11 protein-coding genes and 1 pseudogene are annotated in these 17,595 nt (G+C 61.5%); 3 read left to right on the plus strand and 9 right to left on the minus strand.

The features are described 5' to 3' along the window. A pseudogene (locus HMPREF0178_RS23040) lies at positions 1–88 on the minus strand (pseudouridine synthase); the annotation flags it as partial. A gap of 104 nt (positions 89–192) precedes the next feature. Here HMPREF0178_RS23040 and HMPREF0178_RS08810 point away from each other — a divergent pair. From HMPREF0178_RS08810 to HMPREF0178_RS08820, 3 genes are all read left to right on the plus strand, one after another. Next, positions 193–2,019: an ABC transporter ATP-binding protein gene (locus HMPREF0178_RS08810; RefSeq protein WP_009380235.1), complete on the plus strand. Its 1,827-nt coding sequence runs from the start codon at positions 193–195 to the stop codon at positions 2,017–2,019. After that, complete coding sequence (locus tag HMPREF0178_RS08815) at positions 2,019–3,581, plus strand: DUF374 domain-containing protein (protein WP_009380237.1); 1,563 nt, start codon at positions 2,019–2,021, stop codon at positions 3,579–3,581. Before HMPREF0178_RS08810 ends, HMPREF0178_RS08815 begins: the two co-directional genes overlap by 1 nt. A gap of 406 nt (positions 3,582–3,987) precedes the next feature. Beyond that, on the plus strand, positions 3,988–4,734 hold the full coding sequence (locus HMPREF0178_RS08820; protein ID WP_009380239.1) for an SDR family oxidoreductase: 747 nt from the start codon (positions 3,988–3,990) through the stop codon (positions 4,732–4,734). Positions 4,735–4,997: 263 nt separating this feature from the next. On the opposite strand, the gene HMPREF0178_RS08825 is transcribed toward HMPREF0178_RS08820, so the two are convergent. The 8 genes from HMPREF0178_RS08825 to HMPREF0178_RS08860 form a co-directional block, all read right to left on the minus strand. Next, complete coding sequence (locus tag HMPREF0178_RS08825) at positions 4,998–5,654, minus strand: alpha/beta hydrolase (RefSeq protein WP_009380241.1); 657 nt, start codon at positions 5,652–5,654, stop codon at positions 4,998–5,000. A 282-nt stretch (positions 5,655–5,936) separates the two neighbouring features. Next, positions 5,937–7,115, minus strand: a complete 1,179-nt coding sequence (gene dsrP, locus HMPREF0178_RS08830; RefSeq protein ID WP_009380243.1) for a sulfate reduction electron transfer complex DsrMKJOP subunit DsrP — start codon at positions 7,113–7,115, stop codon at positions 5,937–5,939. A gap of 9 nt (positions 7,116–7,124) precedes the next feature. After that, entirely contained in the window at positions 7,125–7,922 is a 798-nt protein-coding gene (dsrO, locus tag HMPREF0178_RS08835; RefSeq protein ID WP_009380245.1) for a sulfate reduction electron transfer complex DsrMKJOP subunit DsrO, read from the minus strand. Further along, positions 7,922–8,308: a sulfate reduction electron transfer complex DsrMKJOP subunit DsrJ gene (gene dsrJ, locus HMPREF0178_RS08840; RefSeq protein WP_005028189.1), complete on the minus strand. Its 387-nt coding sequence runs from the start codon at positions 8,306–8,308 to the stop codon at positions 7,922–7,924. Before dsrJ ends, dsrO begins: the two co-directional genes overlap by 1 nt. Positions 8,309–8,311: 3 nt before the next feature. Next, the gene (gene dsrK, locus HMPREF0178_RS08845) at positions 8,312–9,976 is read right to left on the minus strand and encodes a sulfate reduction electron transfer complex DsrMKJOP subunit DsrK (protein ID WP_009380248.1); all 1,665 of its coding nucleotides are present in this window, start codon (positions 9,974–9,976) and stop codon (positions 8,312–8,314) included. 12 nt (positions 9,977–9,988) lie between these two features. After that, positions 9,989–11,020, minus strand: a complete 1,032-nt coding sequence (gene dsrM, locus HMPREF0178_RS08850) for a sulfate reduction electron transfer complex DsrMKJOP subunit DsrM (protein ID WP_009380250.1) — start codon at positions 11,018–11,020, stop codon at positions 9,989–9,991. 89 nt (positions 11,021–11,109) lie between these two features. Next, the gene (locus tag HMPREF0178_RS08855) at positions 11,110–11,637 is read right to left on the minus strand and encodes an RsbRD N-terminal domain-containing protein (protein ID WP_009380251.1); all 528 of its coding nucleotides are present in this window, start codon (positions 11,635–11,637) and stop codon (positions 11,110–11,112) included. 531 nt (positions 11,638–12,168) lie between these two features. After that, complete coding sequence (locus tag HMPREF0178_RS08860; RefSeq protein ID WP_009380254.1) at positions 12,169–16,551, minus strand: acyl-CoA dehydratase activase-related protein; 4,383 nt, start codon at positions 16,549–16,551, stop codon at positions 12,169–12,171. Positions 16,552–17,595: the final 1,044 nt, after the last annotated feature.

Here is a 17,595-nt window from a genome sequence, read left to right on the forward strand (position 1 = left end):
GCCCGGCGGCGATGAGCTCGTCGGCCCGGCGGCGGGAACAGACGCCGGCGTCCGCCAGCGCTTTGTTGATTCGTACGGTCTTTTCCATGATACTCCTGAGCGCGCGTGCGCGGGGCCGTTTCCGGCCGGGATTCTCCGCTGGCGCTTGCCGATAATGTGGGCTAGGATGCCCTTTCGTCAAGGAATATGCGAATGAGTAAAAAGAAAGAGACCAAGGAGCAACGCTCCGAGCGCCGCAGGAAAGAACTCCGGCTGGCTCTGCGGGTGTTCCGGTATTTCCTCCCCTACAAATGGGCCATGGTCGTCGCGCTGTTGGCTTCCGCCGTCGTTTCCGGGACTACGGCCGGCACGGCATGGCTGATCAAACCCGCGCTCGACGATATCTTCATCCGGCAGGACGGCACGGCCCTTCTGTATGTGCCGCTGGCCTTCATCGTACTGACGGCCCTGAAAGGTGCCGGGCGCTACCTGCAAAACTGGTGTATGCATTACAGCGCGCTGCACGTGCTGGAAACCATGCGGCAGGAATTATTTCAGAAAATCATCACCCTGCCCCTGCATTTCTATGAGGAATCGCAGGTCGGGGCGCTCATGTCGCGCGTCATCAACGACGTGGGCATGATCCGGCAGAGCCTGCCCGCGTTCATACAGATCATCCGGCAGGTGATCACCATGATCAGCCTGCTGTACGTGGTGTTCCAACAGAATTTCGAACTGGCGTGCTGGGCCATCATCGTCCTGCCCGTCGCCGGGTTCCCGCTGTCGCTGTTCAGCCGGGCCCTGCGGCGGTACGGGCGCAAGAATGCCGAGGTGAACGCCAGTATCTCCAGCATGTTGCAGGAACTGCTCAGCGGTATCCGGGTCATCAAGGCCTTCGCGACCGAAAAGCAGGAAACGGGGCGCTTCAACAAGGAAAACGCCCGGATCATCAACATCAACTTCCGCCAGTCCTGCGTGTCCGAGCTGTCGTCCCCGGTGATGGAACTCATCGGTGCGATCGGCATCGGGCTGGTGATCTGGTACGGCGGCCGCGAGGTCATCCAGGGCGATATGACGCCGGGCACGTTCTTCGCCTTCATGGGCGCGCTTGCCATGCTGTATACGCCCTTCAAGAGTCTGAACGGCGCGAACATGAACGTGCAGAACGCCCTTGCCGGGGCCGAGCGCGTGTTCGCCATCCTCGACGATCCTGCCCTCAAGACCGAACGCGGAGGCACGCTGCCGCTGGACGAGCCTTTCCGCGAGCTGACCTTCCGTGACGTGAGCCTGCACTACGGCGATGAGAGCACGCCCGCGCTCCGGGGCGTTTCGCTTACGGTAAAGGCCGGGGAGCGCATCGCCTTCGTGGGGCCTTCCGGCGCGGGCAAGACTACGCTCGTCAACCTGATCCCCCGCTTCTATGATCCGCAGCGCGGCGAGATCCTTCTGAACGGCAAGCCGCTCAAGGAGTACTCGCTGGCGTCCCTGCGGCGTTCCGTATCAATGGTGTCGCAGGATGCCTTCCTGTTCGACATGACCATTGCCGAAAACATCGCTTACGGGCGTGACCTGTCCTCGGAGCTGGACATGGATCGCGTGCGTTCCGCAGCCGTGGCCGCCTATGCCGACGGCTTCATCCGCGAGCTGCCCGAGGGGTACGAAACGCCCATCGGAGAACGCGGCGTGCGTCTTTCCGGCGGCCAGAAACAGCGCCTGACCATTGCCCGCGCCCTGCTCAAGGATGCGCCTCTGCTCATTCTGGACGAGGCCACCAGCGCCCTTGATTCCGAATCCGAACACATGGTTCAGAAGGCCCTCGACAATCTCATGCTCAACCGCACCAGCCTTATCATCGCGCACCGGCTTTCCACCATTCTGGAAGCGGATCGCATCGTGGTCATGGAATGCGGGCGCATCGTCGACATCGGGCGGCACGAGGCATTGCTTGGGCGTTGCGAACTGTATACCCGCCTGTACAACATGCAGTTCCGCGCGCACGAAAATATCTGTGGCTGTGAAACCGATCTTGTGGAGTCCTGATGCCTCATTCTGGAAAATCGTTGCTCGGAGCCTTTTCCGCGCCCGTCTATTGGCTGTACCGCCTGTGGTGCCGCTCGCTGCGCTATACCGAAATCAACCGCGCCGCCATCGAAAACACGACCGATCAGGGCCGTCCCGTGGTCCTGTCGCTGTGGCATGACGAACTCTTTCCCCTGATTTACCTGAAACGCCGGCTCAACATCATTGCGTTGGTCAGCCAGAGCGACGACGGCGACCTCCTCGCCGGGGTGCTGGAACGCATGGGCCTTGAAACGGCCCGGGGGTCCAGCTCCCGGGGCGGGGTGAAGGCCCTTCTTGCCGCCGCCCGCCGGATGCGCGAGTCCGGGATCTGCGGCTGCGTGACCGTGGACGGCCCGCGCGGCCCGCGCCATGAAGTCAAGGAAGGCGCGATATTCCTCGCCGCCCGTGCGGACGCGCCCATCGTGCCCATCCGTCTGTTCATGGAACGGCGCAAGGTCTTCAAAAGCTGGGATCGTTTCCAGCTTCCTTTGCCGTTCAGCCGGGTTTCGATGGTGTGCGCCGACGCCTACCGCGTCGAATGCGATATCCGCGATCCCGAAGCCGTAGCGCGCGAGTGCCGCCGCCTTGAGGAAAAGCTTGGTGCCCTGAAAGCGCCCGAACTGCCGCCTTCCCCTTCATTGCTCCTCCAGCTTTCCCAGATGTTTTCCTGGGCCATGTGCCGGGTGGGTTATGGCTTCGCCCTTCTGCTCGGCAAACTCGGCTTTTCCCGTATCCGTTCGCTTGCCAGGGGGCTTGGCTCCCTGCTCTGGACATGCCTGCCCAAGCGCCGCCGTCTCGCCACGGAGAGCATAGCACGGCACCTTGAACTTTCGCAGGCAACGGCGGAGTCGCTGGCACGGGCCAGCTTCACGCACAACGCCCGTTCGTTCCTTGAGTCGGTCCTTGTTCCCGAATTCGGCTTGTCCCATCCCTTGCTCGACGTGGAACGCCCGGATCTGCTGGAGCGTCTCAAACGAGGAGAGCGCCCCAGCGTGATAACAACGGCACATCTCGGGGCTTGGGAGCTGTTGGCCAGCCTGCTTGGGGATGTATCCGACCATCCGCGCCTGACGGTCGTGCGGACGTATAAAAACAAGCTGATGGATTACATCACCACGCGGCTGCGCTCTTCTCATGGGGCGGACGTCATCGGGCACCGGGAAGCGGCTTTTCCCGTATTGCGGGCACTCCGGAAGAACGGGTACGCGGCGTTTCTCGCGGATCACAATACCAGCCGAAGCGAAGCGTTTTTCCTGCCGTTCCTTGGCGAGGAGGCCGCCGTCAACAAAGGGCCCGCCGTCCTTGCCGTCCGGGCCAAGGCCTTGGTCTGGCCCATCGCGTTGATCCGCGACGGGGATCGGTATCGTATTATTATAGAGGAGCCGCTGGACACGGCCCTCCTTGAAGGTGATGCTGAGGAAAAAGCGCTTACGGTCGCCACATTTTATACGGAGGCCAATGAGCGCATGGTCCGCCGCGCGCCCGATCAATGGTTCTGGATGCACAACCGCTGGAAGACGAAGCGGGTTATGGACGATTGATTGAACTGGAGGGGCGGGGGACTTTTCCTCAGAAAAGTCCCCCGCCCCTCCAAAATACTTTTGGGCTTGCCGAATCCCTGTCCACGTTTTTTCCTGTGTTGTGCGGATGGGGAGAAAAGGCGGGCGGCGGAAAAGCAGATCCATGAAGGCGGAAAAGCCGGAAAGCGTCCGGCGTTGACCGGCCGTTCCGTTTTCTGTAGGCAGAAAGGACCGGCTTTTTTTGTATGGACATTCCGTTCTTAGAGCACGTGTGCAACGCCCCAACGCCGGACGCACGTTCAGTGCGCGCCAATGCGGCACAGGTTCCGCCGAAAACAACGATTCTTGGCGGAATGGACCTCTGAAACGCGATGTTTTCAAAGGTAATCCGCTCTGGAACATCACCTTGTCATCAAAGGAGTTTTCCATGCCAGTCGCGTATATCACCGGAGCTACGTCGGGAATCGGCCGGGCCACCGCCGAACGTTTTATTGAGGAAGGCTGGACCGTCGTTGCGATGGCCCGCCGCGAGGAACGCTTGCAGGAGTTGCAAGACGCGCATCCCGGCAGCGTGCACTGCTTCAAGCTGGATGTGCGGGACAAGGCGGCTGTCGAACACGTTTTCTCCGAGGCAAAGGAGCGTTTCGGCGCGCCTGACGTCCTCGTGAACAATGCGGGGCTGGCCCTTGGCTTGGAGCCGGCTCAGGCGTGTTCGCTCGACGATTGGGATACGATGGTGGATACGAACATCAAGGGTCTGCTGTACTGCACGCGCGCGGCGCTGCCCGGTATGGTGGAGCGCCATTCCGGGCATGTGGTGAACCTCGGTTCCATCGCCGGGACCTATGCCTACCCCGGCAGCAACGTGTACGGCGCGAGCAAGGGCTTCGTGCTCCAGTTCTCACGGGGCTTGCGCTGCGACCTGCACGGGACCGGCGTTCGCGTGACCGACGTCGAGCCCGGTTTGCTCGAATCTGAATTCTCCAATGTCCGTTTCAAGGGCGACGAATCGCGCTTCGATACGCTCTACGAGAACGCGTACCCGCTCCGGCCCGAGGACATCGCCGACACCATCTGGTGGGTCGTTTCCCGCCCCGCGCATGTGAACGTCTCACAGGTCGAAGTCATGCCCACCACGCAATCGCTCGCCTCCGCCCGGGTATTCAAGGGGTAACAGCCCTCCAAGGGGGGTAAACTTTGAATACTCTTGCCATCTCATGAAAATTACATGTAACTTTTGAGAAAAACATTCGGAAGCCAGCAACCTCCATCCTCCAATGCCTCAACATTCGGTTTTCCCAAGCCCGTCGGCAGGGATTCGATAAGCGTAAAAGTGCTTGAAGGGAAAGGGGAGGCGCGGGCCGCGCTGGCGGGTTTGGGGAGGGGAACGGGAAACTTTCTACAAGAAGTTTCCCGTTCCCCTCCCCAATTTTTTTTTTACTTCCAGCCTTCGGCGCGTTCCCGCAGGACTTTTTCACCGTAGCGCTCGAACATCCCCCATGCCCACGCATGGGTCATGTCTGGGGGGCAGGAGACGTTCACGTCGGCGTTTTTCGCGGCTTCCCACGGGCCGCCGATGCGGGCCACGAGATTGGGGATGTCGAGCCAGGTGCTCTGGCTGTAATCGATGTGGATGTTCAGCCAGTGGCGGACGTTGGGGATTTTCCGGCGGGGCGCTCCCTTGCGCGATACGGGGTCGAGGCTGATCAGCAGATCGATGGGCGCGTCGAGCTTGCGGGCGACGAGGTTGACCGCCGCGTCCCCGCCCCAGCTGTGCCCGACAAGAGCCACGGAATGGCCTTTGGAGGCGTAGAGGTTCACGATGTCGCGCATCTTGCGGCTTTCGTAGTGCTCGCGGAACCAGACGTCGTGTCTGGCGCGCAGATCGGCGGGATAGCGGGCGCTGACGGCATAGCTGTTCCCGAGGACCTGATCGAGGAAGCCGCCGATGACCAGAACCAGAGGCCGCAGATCCTGCGCGTCGAGGGCCGCCGCTTTTTCCATGAAAAGTTTTTCCTGCCGTCTGTCCCGGATGGAGGGCATGCCGCACAGATCCAGAAGCCGTTCGGGATTGCGCTGAAACGTGAAATTCATCGGCTTTTCCTTTTCGATTGAAATCAGGCGGGGGCGCCGCCGGGCGTTTCCCGCGCGAAAAACCGGGGAGGAAACGTTTTTGCCCAACAACGCACTCTAGAATGTCAAAGCCCCGCATCCTTGGCAAGCGGGTGAGAACCCTCTTTTTCCAAATGAAAAGCCCCTGCGCGATTTCCGCACAGGGGCTTTGGAACATCCACCTTCACCCAAACTTGGGAGAGGGAGGCTTGGGGATGGAGGGAAAGTCCTTCTTCAGAAGGTTTCCCCTCCCCTCTTCAAGGCTTAATTGCCCTTCAACGCGAACGTTCCGTTTTCTTTCTTCACGTCGATGGCGATCTTCCAGAACAGGGAGACGACGAGAGCTCCGATGGCGTAGACGCCGATCGTGATGACGATTTCAGGAATCGTCGGGGTGTACTCGGTGACGGTTTCAAACATGTTGGGCACGAAACCGCCGATGAGCAGGCCGAGGCTCTTGTCGATCCACGAGGCAATCACGAGCAGGACAAGGGCCCAGGGCAGGATCTTGTCGTTGTAGCGCAGTGCCGGGGGGATCAGCATGAGCAGGGACAGCGCGGCGAAGACCACCGCCGTCCACATCCAGCTGTTGATCCACGCCATGTGGCCATCATGCCCCACGAAGAGGTACAGGATGGAATGCTGGTGTCCGGGGATGCCGCTGTAGAACGCGGTGAAGAGTTCCAGCAGGTAGAAGAACACGTTCACGCACATCGCATAGGTGATGATGGTGGACAGGGTCTTGGTGGCTTCGCGGCCGGGCTCGAAACCGGTCACGCGGCGCACGATCATCATGAGCAGCAGCAGGATGGCCGGTCCGGAGCAGAACGCGGAGGCGAGGAAGCGGGCGGCCATGATGGCGGTGAGCCAGTAGTGGCGGCCCGGGACGCCGGCGTACAGGAAACCTGTGACGGTGTGGATGGAGAAGGCCCAGATGATGGAGATGTAGATGAGGACCTTGATCCACTTCGGAGGCATCACATCGTTGCGGGCGGCTTCAAGGGTGACCCAGCCGATGATCAGGTTCAGGACGAGATAGACGCAAAGGACCAGCATGTCCCAGAACAGGATCGAATTCGGCGTGGGATGCAGCATCACGTTGAGCATACGCTGAGGCTGCCCAAGGTCGACCACGACGAACAACATGCACATGAGCACGGCGCCCACGGCCATGAATTCGCCGAAGATGATGATCCGCTTGAACTTCTCATAATGATGGAAGTAGGCAGGCAGAACGAGCATCACCGCGCCGGCGGCCACGCCGACGAAGTAGGTGAGCTGGGCGATGTACAGCCCCCAGGACACGTCGCGGCTCAGGCCCGTGAGGGTCAGGCCCATGTTCAGCTGGAAGAGATACACGACGAAGGCCAGGCCGATGATGGCTCCAAGGAAGCAGAGCCACAAGTAGAAACGCGGCCGGCCTTTGAGAATCAGTTCGAGCATGGCGGCCTCCTAGATGATGTAGTACACGCCGGGCTGGGTGCCCAGAGTGGGTTTGCGGCGGATGGTGAAGTTCTTCGACAGAGCCTGACGCACGGGCGAATCCGGATCGTTCAGGTCGCCGAAGATCATCGCGCCTTCGGAGGCTTCCACACAGGCGGGGAGCTTGCCCTGCGCCAGACGTTCGGTGCAGAACGTGCACTTTTCAACCACGCCGCGGGTACGCATGGGGAACTCGGGGTTCACGTCCTTCACGTAGGGCTGCGGATCGCGGAAGTTGAAGCTGCGGGCTCCGAACGGGCAGCCGGCCATGCAATAGCGGCAGCCGATGCAGCGGTGCGGGTCCATGACCACGATGCCGTCTTCACGCTTGAAGGTGGCCTTCGTCGGGCACACGCGCACGCAAGGCGGGTTTTCGCAGTGGTTGCACAGCAGGAGAAAATCGCCGTGCAGGAACTTTTCGGGCATGTAGGCGTTCACGTCGTCAGGGAAAACGTGGGCGTACTTGTCCGTCCAGAGCCATTTGATGTCCTGATTGCCGGGGATGGTGGGCACGTTGTGGGCATGGTGGCACGCGTCGATCACGCGCTGGAAGTGTTCCGGCGAGGTGAACTTGCGGGTGTCGATGACCATGGCCCAGCGTTTGGCGTGCAGGGCATCAGGTTCGTTGGTGTAGCTGCCCTTGGCGGGCGCGGTGCCCGCCGGGAGGGCGCTGGCCTTGCTCCCGGTTGCGAGGGTCAGGGCGGAAGCCGTGCCCAGCGCAAAGGCGGAGAGACCGGCTATCTTCAGAAAGTCTCTTCTGCTTTTCATTAGTTGTTCCCCCTCGGCGCGATGTGGCAGGTCCAGCAATACGGATCAACGTTGTTGCTGTTGTGGCACTTGTCGCAGAAGTCGGCCTTGTTCGTATGGCAGGCCATGCACGTATCCTGAAGGCTGATGACCCACTTGCGGCCATCGGTGGCGACGTATTCGCGCTTGCCTTCGCGGATGGCTTCATCGCGCCAGGTGTTCAGCAGGGCCATGTGTTCGGCACGCATCCATTCCTTGGACTCGATGCACTTGTCCTTGCCTTCGCCCGTGGGCAGGGCGACTTCGGGGTAGACGTAGGTCTTGCCGCCGAGGTTCAGCCAGAAGGGCGAGGTGAACGCCACTACGGCGATCAGGACGCCGGGGATGATGTATTTGGCATTATACATGGTTTAATTGTCCTCCTCGGCAGAAGCGGCGAGCTCTTCAACGGCCTCTTCCTCCGGCTCGGGGTCGGGGCATTCGAGGTCTTCCTGACGCAGGTTCATGGTACGGGGCTGTTCGCCCTTCATGACCAGCGCGTTGGCGACCAGCTCGTGCAGGCCGCTGACGGTGACGCCAGGCGCCCAGTAGTTGGCGAGAGGCGGCAGCGTGGCGCGGTCGATGGCGCAGACGCAGGACATCCAGTTGACGCCGTTCTTTTCCTGCACGTAGCGGAGGGCGTTCCCGCGGGGGAAACCGGCGCGCAGGCGCAGTTCCATGATTTCCTCGGTGTTGAGGCCGGAACCGGAACCGCAGCAGAAGGTTTCTTCCCGGATGGTGTGCGGGGGCATTTCCACGAATTCGGGGCAGACGGCGCGCAGGACGGCGCGGGGCTCTTCGAGCATACCCATGGCGCGGGCCGGGTTGCAGGAGTCGTGGAAGGTGGTGATGATGCCGGTGTTGCGTTCGGGGCGGAGATTCAGCTTGTTGTGGTGAATCAGGTCGGCCGTGAACTCGGCGATGTGCACCATCTTGGTGGCGCGGGCGTTTTCAAAGCGCGTGCCGGTGATGGGGGACGTGGGAACGTCCATCATGCCTTCGGGCGCGGGGCCGTTGTAGGTCGCCATGTACTGGTTGATGACGCGCCACATGTGGCCGCATTCGCCGCCGAGGATCCATTTGGAGCCGAGGCGCTTGGCTTCCGCGTACATCTTGGCGTTCAGCTTCTTCGCCATGTCGAAGGACACGAAGGAGCCGAAGTTGCCGCCTTCGGAAGCGTAGGTGGACAGGGTGTAGTCCAGCCCAAGCTCGTGGAACAGCATCAGGTATCCCATGAAGGTGTAGATGCCGGGTTCCGCGAACACGTCGCCGGAAGGCGTGATGAAGAGGATCTCGTGCCCCTTCTCGTTGAAAGGCGGATCGATATGGATACCGGTGATGGTTTCGATATCTTCGCAGAGGAATTCAACGATTTCCTTGAAGGCGTGGGGCTGGATGCCGAGGTGGTTGCCGGTGCGGTTACAGTTGGACACCGGTTCCATGATCCAGTTGATGCCGAGGCCGAGCTCATGCAGCAGTTCGCGGACGATAGCCGTGATTTCGGCGGTATCGATGCCGTAGGGGCAGAACAGCGAGCAGCGGCGGCATTCGGTGCACTGGTAGAAGTAGGTGAACCACTCTTTGATGACGTCCGTGGTCAGCTTGCGGGCGCCCGCAACCTTGCCGAGGAGACGCCCGGCGGTGGTGAAGTCGCGGCGGTACACGGAACGGAGCAATTCCGCGCGCAGCACGGGCATATTCTTCGGATCGTTGGTGCCGAGGAAGAAGTGGCATTTGTCGGCGCAGGCGCCGCAACGCACGCAGGTATCCATGAAGATCTTGAGGGAACGGTGCTTGGCAAGACGTTCCTTCAAGGCCTTATAGATGATTTCTTCCCAGTTTTCGGGCAGGTGCCAATCCTCTTCCTCAGGCTGCCACGCATGGGGATGAGGCATGTGCAGCCCTTCCATGATATCCACTTTGGCGGGATAGGCGTACATGCCGGCCTTGATCTCGGTCTTGACGTCCATCCAGCTCTTTTCGGGGAAACTCGCACGGGAGGCGATCATTTCTTCCGGTTTTGGCATTTTGGCCATTAGGGAAACTCCTTACTTGGACGGGGCCGGGGCCGCGGGTTCAACGTCTTCGGGCTGCTTTTCCAGGGGCAGGCCAGCCTCAGCCATCAGATCACGGAAGTCGTCCTCATATTCCGCATAGGTGCGGTAAGGGGCGTTCGGGTTGTTCCAAGGATTGACGTGGCGGACTTCACGCGTGTTGCAGCGCATGTTGCGGGTGGGGGACATGAAAATGCCGCCCATGTGCATCAGCTTGCTGAAGGGGAAGTAGATGAGCAGCACGCTGACGAGCGCGACGTGGGTGAAGAACAGTGGGTTCAGGCCCACGGCGGACTGCGGCGTGAAGTGCAGGACACCCATGATGAACACCTTGGCCTGTGCAACGTCGACCTTGTCGAAGTAGCGCATACAGATGCCGGTGCCGACGATGCCCATGATGAGGAACAGCGGGAAATAGTCGTTGGCGAGGGAGATATAGCGCACTTTCGGGTTCGCCAGGCGACGGCCGAAGAGGAACAGGACGGCCACCACGATGAGCATGTCGGTCATGAACAGGCGCGGCACGCCCATCTGCATGATGCCGTCGACGAATTCGAGCCAGGTGAGGCAGACCGGGATGGGTTCGATGAAGAACCGGAAGTGCCTGATGAAGATGACCAGGAAACAGTAGTGGAAGGTCAGCGCGAAGACCCACAGCCATTTGGAGGAGAAATAGGTGACGCGCGGCCCCACGGAGCTGACTTCCGCAGAGGTGTTGCGGAACAGCGAACGGAACAACAGCACTTCGAGGATCATACGGCCTACGACAGCGGCGTTGCTCATGGGCGTGTCGAGGCGGTTCGGCTTGATCCAGTCCAAGGAACGCTCTTGACCACCCGTAGTGGGGATGGCGAAGGGCACGGGCGATTTCGCCCACCAGCAGGTGATGCGCCAGATGATCCCGCAGACGAAGACAACCGCGGCCAACAGAGGCAGCGCCACACCCAGCAGAGACTGGAATCCGGCGACCGCCCCCGACCAGGCGATGGCTCCGATGAGCAGGACTGCCACGAGTGAAACTATCATTCCCTACCTCACTCCAGGCTTAAAGTTTGACATATCCAAATCCGTAACCACAATAAAAAGGATTCCGAAAGGGAAACAGGAAACAGGGCCTATTCCCCGTCCTGATTTTCCACCAGGCCATGTCTGGCCGCCCAGCGCCTGATCTGAGACGCCTCCCTGCGCTGTTGGGCCACACGCTCGGCGTAGACCTGCTCCCGATCCGCAAGGTACAGGTTGAAGGCCATGAGGCAGAGCGTGTCCAAACGATCCCCCATGTCCAGGAACCCCTGGACATCCCCGGCGGCCAGCATGTCCGCAAGGAGCAGTTCACGAAGCACGGGCTTGTACAGGTACAGCACGCCGACAGCCTGTTCGGGCTTGAGGTCCTGCACCGCGCGGATACGGATCAGTGCCGCCACAGAGGCGTGCACTTTCTCCATGTCGACATCCCGGCCCGTTACGGCGTCGTAGATCTGTTCCCCGGCGGCGCGGGTGGCGTGGCCGACGGGATTGGCGAACTGATCGCGTTGCGTCCGAATGAAACCGGTGGTTTCAAAAGGATACATGGCGAACACGGCTTCGGTCCATTTTTGGATAGCCGCGTCGCGCCGAGCCGAGATGATGTCTTCAGTGCTCATGCTTGCTCACATCAAGGTTAAGAAGGGGATTTGGTTCTCCTGCGCTGCATAATCAAAAACAAGCGTCCGCCCCGAAAGGTTGCGGCCCGCCTGTTTCGTCGAGTGCCTCCGAACCTGAAAATCATACGCCGTCTGCACCCTTACGCGATTTTGGCGGATTTCACAAGACCGGCTTGAGAGGGGAGTGTTTGGCTGTTCAGACAAACAGTATATAATCTTCCGGAACTAAATAAAATAATATTTTTAGAGCGATTATTTGCCGCGTCCGGCTTCGCCCATATCCGATGGGGCATCCGACCCCGCCGGCAAACCTGTTTGCCAGAGGGAGCCGGACGGACTAGACGGCCCGCACCCGGCCATTTCAGGACAACAAAAGGGGCACATCCGGTTACGGCATTGTACTGCCGCAACCGGGCGTGTCCCTTTATAATGTGGTCTTGGGACTACAGGCATGGGCGGCAGGTTTGTGGAAGGGAGGAGCTTTCTTCAGAAAGGTTCCTCTCCCTTCCACAATGCTTCCTGCTTTCCCGCTCACGCCAGGTTCGTCACTTCGTCACCGCTGTTGCCACTTCCACTGATGGTGTTTTCGAGCTTGCCCTTGAGGTTGTCGCGGAGACGCCCGGCGAGCTGGGCGACGGATTCGTTGAGGCTGGCGGGCGCGTGATCGCCCTGCGCCTCCTGCGGGATGCGGCTGTGGGCCACGGTCATGAACAGCTTGATCCGGTTGAGCTGGTTCGCCTCGCTGCTGCCGGGATCGTAGTCCACCGCCATGAGGTTGGCGTGGGGCCGGATGCGCTTCAATTCCTTGAGCACGCCCTTGCCCGTAATGTGGTTGGGCAGGCAGCCGAACGGCTGGAGGCACAGGACGTTGCCCACCCCGTGGTCGATGAGTTCCAGCATTTCCGCCGTGAGCAGCCAGCCTTCCCCGGCCTGATTGCCCGTGGAGACGATGCCGTGCACGCTGCGGGCCAGATCCGCAATGCGGGAAACGGGGAGGAACCGGCTGCCTTCGAGCACCCGGCGCATGGCGTCGCGCAGGGATTCGATGCGCTTGATGAGCAGCCAGTTGCTGAAGGCAGGGAATGCCTTTCCGCCCATGTGCCGCCACAGATAGACGGGATCGAGCAGGCAATAGAGGAAAAAGTCCATGAGATCGGTCAGGACGGGCTCACCGCCTTCTTCCGTAATGTGGCGGATGACCTGATTGTTGGCGTCCGGATGGTACTTGAGCAGGATTTCCCCCACGATGCCCACGCGGGGCAAGGGCGCGTGGTTCTGGCGGATGGCCGAGAAGTCCCGCACGATGCTCCGCATGTGCGACTTGAACAGGGAGCTGTCGCCCCGCGCAGCGCTGAACTTTACGCGGTTCATCCAGTGGGCCAGCAGATCGTCCGTATCCCCGGCGTTGCGCTCATGGGCGCGGGTGGACAGCGAGACGCGCTGGAGCATGTCCCCGTAGAGGCAGCTCAGGATGAGCCGGTGCAGCAGGCGCACGGAGATGGCGAATCCGGGCTGGTTGTTCAGGGAACCCCCGCTCAGGGTCAGGACGGGCACATCCCCGAACCCGGCCTCGCACAGGGCTTTGCGGAGCAGCGCCGGATAGTTGGTCGCCCGGCAGGGGCCGCAGGTCTGCGCCAGCATAAGGGCCGTACGCTTGGGATCGCACCGTCCGCTTTGCAGGGCGTCGATAAGTTGCCCGATGACCACGATGGCGGGGTAGCAGGCGTCGTTGTGCACGTAGTTGAGCCCGGTTTCGATGGCCTCGCGGCTGACCGTGGGCAGGATTTCCAGATTGTAGCCCGCGCTGGAAATGGCCTTGCCGATGATGTCGAAGTGCAGGGGGGACATCTGTGGGGCAAGGATGGTGTGCGTCTGGCGCATCGGCCTGGTGAACACCGGGCGGAAGGCGGAAGCGGCGGGCCGGGGAGTGGGCGGCGTACCGCGCCGCTCCTCCACGGCGGCGAGCAGGGAGCGGATACGGATGCGGGCCGCGCCGAGGGACGCGCCCTCATCGATCTTGATGAGCGTATGCAGCTTTCCGGCGCTGGTAAGGAGTTCCGACACCTGATCGGCGGTAATGGCGTCGAGGCCGCAGCCGAACGAGGTCAGCTGCACCAGCTCAAGGTTGGGGCGCGTGCATACCAGCGCGGTGGCCCGGTACAGACGGGAATGATAGGTCCACTGGTCCACGACCCGGAGCGGTTCGGCGGGATGCCCGAGGTGCGCCACACTGTCCTCGCTGAGCACGGCGGCGCCGAGGGAGGCGACGAGTTCGGGCAGACCGTGATGGACCGCCGGATCGGCATGGTAAGGCCGCCCGGACAGCACGATGCCGAGCCTGCCGGTGCGTTCGAGCTCGGCAAGCACCCGTTCGCCTTCGGCCCGGAGCTCGGTGCGGTAGGCTTCCTGTTCGAGGGCGGCGACGCGTACGGCTGCGCGGAGTTCCTTTTTCGGAATGCCGAACAGGCCATGCAGCACGGCAACGAGCGTGTCGGGATGTTCCAGCGACACGAACGGCGTGTACAGGGTGCAGTCCTGTTCCAGCAGTTCGTCCGTATTCAGGCGGATGACTTCCGGGTACCCGGCCACCACCGGACAGTTGTAGCCGTCCGCGGCGTCTTTGCTCTCCCGGCGCTCGCGCGGCAGGCAGGGGAAAAAGATGCGCTTGAGCCCCTTGCGCAGGAGCGAGGCGATGTGCCCGTGCGCGAGCTTGGCGGGGTAGCAGACCGTTTGCGAGGGCATGGACGACAGGCCGAGATCGAAAAGCTCCTTGCCCGACGGCGGGGACAGCTCCACGCGGTAGCCCAATTCCGTGAACAGCGTGAACCAGAACGGGTAATGCTCGTACATATTGAGCACGCGGGGGATGCCGATGCGCCCGCGCGGGGCGCCATCCTGCGGGAGCGGTTCGTATCCGAACAGGCGGCGTTCCTTCCACGCGTACAGGTTGGGCATGGACGGGCGGGCCGCTTCGCCGCCGGAAGCGCCGCGTTCGCAGCGGTTGCCGGACACGAGTTTCCGGCCGTTGGAAAAGCGGTTGACCGTGAGCAGGCAGTGGTTGCCGCATCCCTTGCAGCGCAGGGTTTTGGCGGAAATATTGAGGGAGCGCAGGGACGCCGACGTCAGGGGTGTGGGGGGCGCGCCGTCCGGCGTGCGGCTGCGGGCGAGCAGGGCCGCGCCGTAGGCCCCCATGAGCCCGGCGATGTCGGGGCGGCAGACATGATGGTCAAGGAGCCGCTCCATGACCCGCAGCAGGGCATCGTTCAAAAACGAGCCCCCCTGCACCAGCACGCGGTCCCCGAGTTCGGCGGGCGTGCGCAGGCGCAGGACTTTGTACAGCGCGTTGCGGGCCACGGCGTAGCACAGCCCGGCGGCGATGTCGCCGATGTCCGCGCCTTCCTTCTGCGCCTGTTTCACCTTGGAGTTCATGAACACGGTACAGCGCGATCCCAGATCCACGGGATGCCGGGCGAACAGGGCGGCGCGCACGAACGCCTCCATGCTCAGGTTGAGGCTGCGGGCGAACGTTTCGAGGAAGGCCCCGCATCCGGCGGAGCAGGCTTCATTGAGGGTCACGCCCGCGATGAGGCCGTCCCGCGCCTTGAGGCATTTCATGTCCTGACCGCCGATGTCTATGACGTACGTCGCATCGGGCACAAGGCGGCAGGCGGCTTTCAGGTGGGCCACCGTTTCCACGTCGGCGGACAGCGAGCCGAGGGCGGCCTGCGCGAGCTGCGCGCCGTAGCCCGTGGCTACGCTGGACTGGATCCACGCGCCTTCGGGCAGGCTGTCGATGAGATCGGCAAGGTAAGGCAGGAGCCCCGCCAGCGGATCGCCCTGATTGCGTTCATACCATGAAGTCAGGACAGCGCCGTCGGCATCGGCAAGCACGGCCTTGACCGTCGTTGAGCCGAGGTCCACGCCGAGGAAAAGCGGGCCGGACGCGGATTCCAGCGGCTTGCGCGGGGCGGCGTCCCGGCTGTGGCGTTCGCGGAACAGATCGTAGTCGGCTTCGTTGTCGAACAGCGGAGGGAGGGAGGCCGTCCGATCCCCGGCATCGCCCCGCACGCGGGCGCGTTCGGCCAGCGTGTCCAGCGTGACGGGCTCCATGTCGGCCATGCGGGCCGCGCCGGGCAGATCCACAAGGCTCAGGGCCGTGCCGAGCGCGACCATATATTGGGCGTTCGGGAACGGCACCACCTCTTCGGGCGCGAGCTTGAGCGTGGCGATGAAGCGTTTGCGGAGTTCGGGCAGAAAGTGCAGCGGCCCGCCGAGGAAGGCGACCTTGCCCCGGATGGGATTCCCGCAGGCCAGCCCGCCGATGGTCTGTTCGACCACGGCCTGAAAGATGGAGGCGGCGAGGTCTTCCCGTGCGGCCCCCTCGTTGAGCAGAGGGACCACGTCGGTCTTGGCGAATACCCCGCAGCGGGAAGCGATGGGGTACAGGGTCGTGTAGTTCGCGGCAAGCTCGTTCAGCCCGGAGGCGTCGGTGTGGAGCAGCGCCGCCATCTGATCGATGAACGCCCCGGTGCCGCCCGCGCAGGCTTCGTTCATGCGCAGATCCATGCCCTGGCTGAGGTAGAGGATCTTGGCGTCTTCGCCGCCGAGTTCCACGGCCACGTCGGTTTGCGGGGCAAGCACGGCGATGGCCCGGGAGGCGGCCACGACTTCCTGCACGAACGGCAGCCCGAGGGTTTCCGAGAGCCCAAGGGACGCGGAACCGGTGATCGCCGCCGAAACCGCCATGCCGGGATACCTGAGGGCCAGCTGGTCGAGCATGGTGGAAAGCGTCTGCCGGACGGCCGCTCCATGACGCAGGTATTGCGCCTCGAGCAGTTTGCCGTCCGCGGCGACGAGCGCGAGTTTGGCCGTGGTTGAACCAATGTCCAGCCCCAGAAATACGCTTCTTTCCATCATGGATCTCCTTGCCTTGCGGGGGAGCCGGCCGCCGACAGCGGAAACCTCCATAAGCGACTGCATCGCTTCTTTACTGCCATCGGAAAACGGCTCAGAAAAAGGAACGGCGCCTTTATCTCTGTGTATAACATCGTGTCTTTTTTTAACCAGATACCCAATGATAATAAAAAAGTATAGAGTATCAACGTATTGTATTCTAATGTCGACAATACGCAACGAGCGTGTTCTGCTCAGATATCTGATGCCGCCATTTCACATGGTTTTGGTTCCGATGGCAAGCGGGAAACGGGTGAATAACCGAACAACAAGAACGCAATAGATCGGCAGTACAGAAAGCGAACGTGTAAAAACTCTTCGCAACAGCTTCTGAGGCGGCACGAGAGGCGGTGCGGGCGCGGCTTTGCCGCTTTATGCGGAATGCCCGAGCCATTCTTGGCAGGCTCGCCCTTGATGACAGGCTTTCCAGAACCGGGGGAATGCCGATGCCGTGATCATGCAAACGCATCCTTGCCGTGAGCCTCAAGAGGGCCTTTTCGCCTTGATCCGCAAGGACGAAAGCCGGACCGTATCCTATGAACAGCCGCAGGAGGAGTATTTTTCACGGTAAAGGCTAGCGCGCTCCCGCTTCGCCGCACAACCGGAAGCACTTTCACTCATTGTCCAACCAGTCGTATCTCTTTCTTTAGAAGAAGTTAGACATTAATTCAAATTAAAATTTCAATTTTAAATTAATATTCTCCGATGGACTGAAGGCCGACAGCAATCGCCCTCCTGCCACAACTCATTGCACTTTCTTGCAAAGCGGATCAGAGAGGCGCGCTCATGAGGCTTGCCGCAGGAATGGGGGATGAAACGTGTTGAGGTAAGGCAGAGGGCTGAGCTTTTTTCTATGGATTGGCCGTTTTCATGGCAACCGGAAAGGGGACCTGTTTCGCTCTCCCCTTAAAAAACTTCAGATTGGAACGAACTCCCGTTGCGTGGCCTCCCCACCCGTCAAAAGTCTTTGGGAGAGGAGGGATGGGGGTGTGGGGGAAGGGAGGA

Origin of the sequence: Bilophila sp. 4_1_30 (genome assembly GCF_000224655.1) — a bacterium.
Lineage (GTDB): Bacteria > Desulfobacterota > Desulfovibrionia > Desulfovibrionales > Desulfovibrionaceae > Bilophila > Bilophila wadsworthia.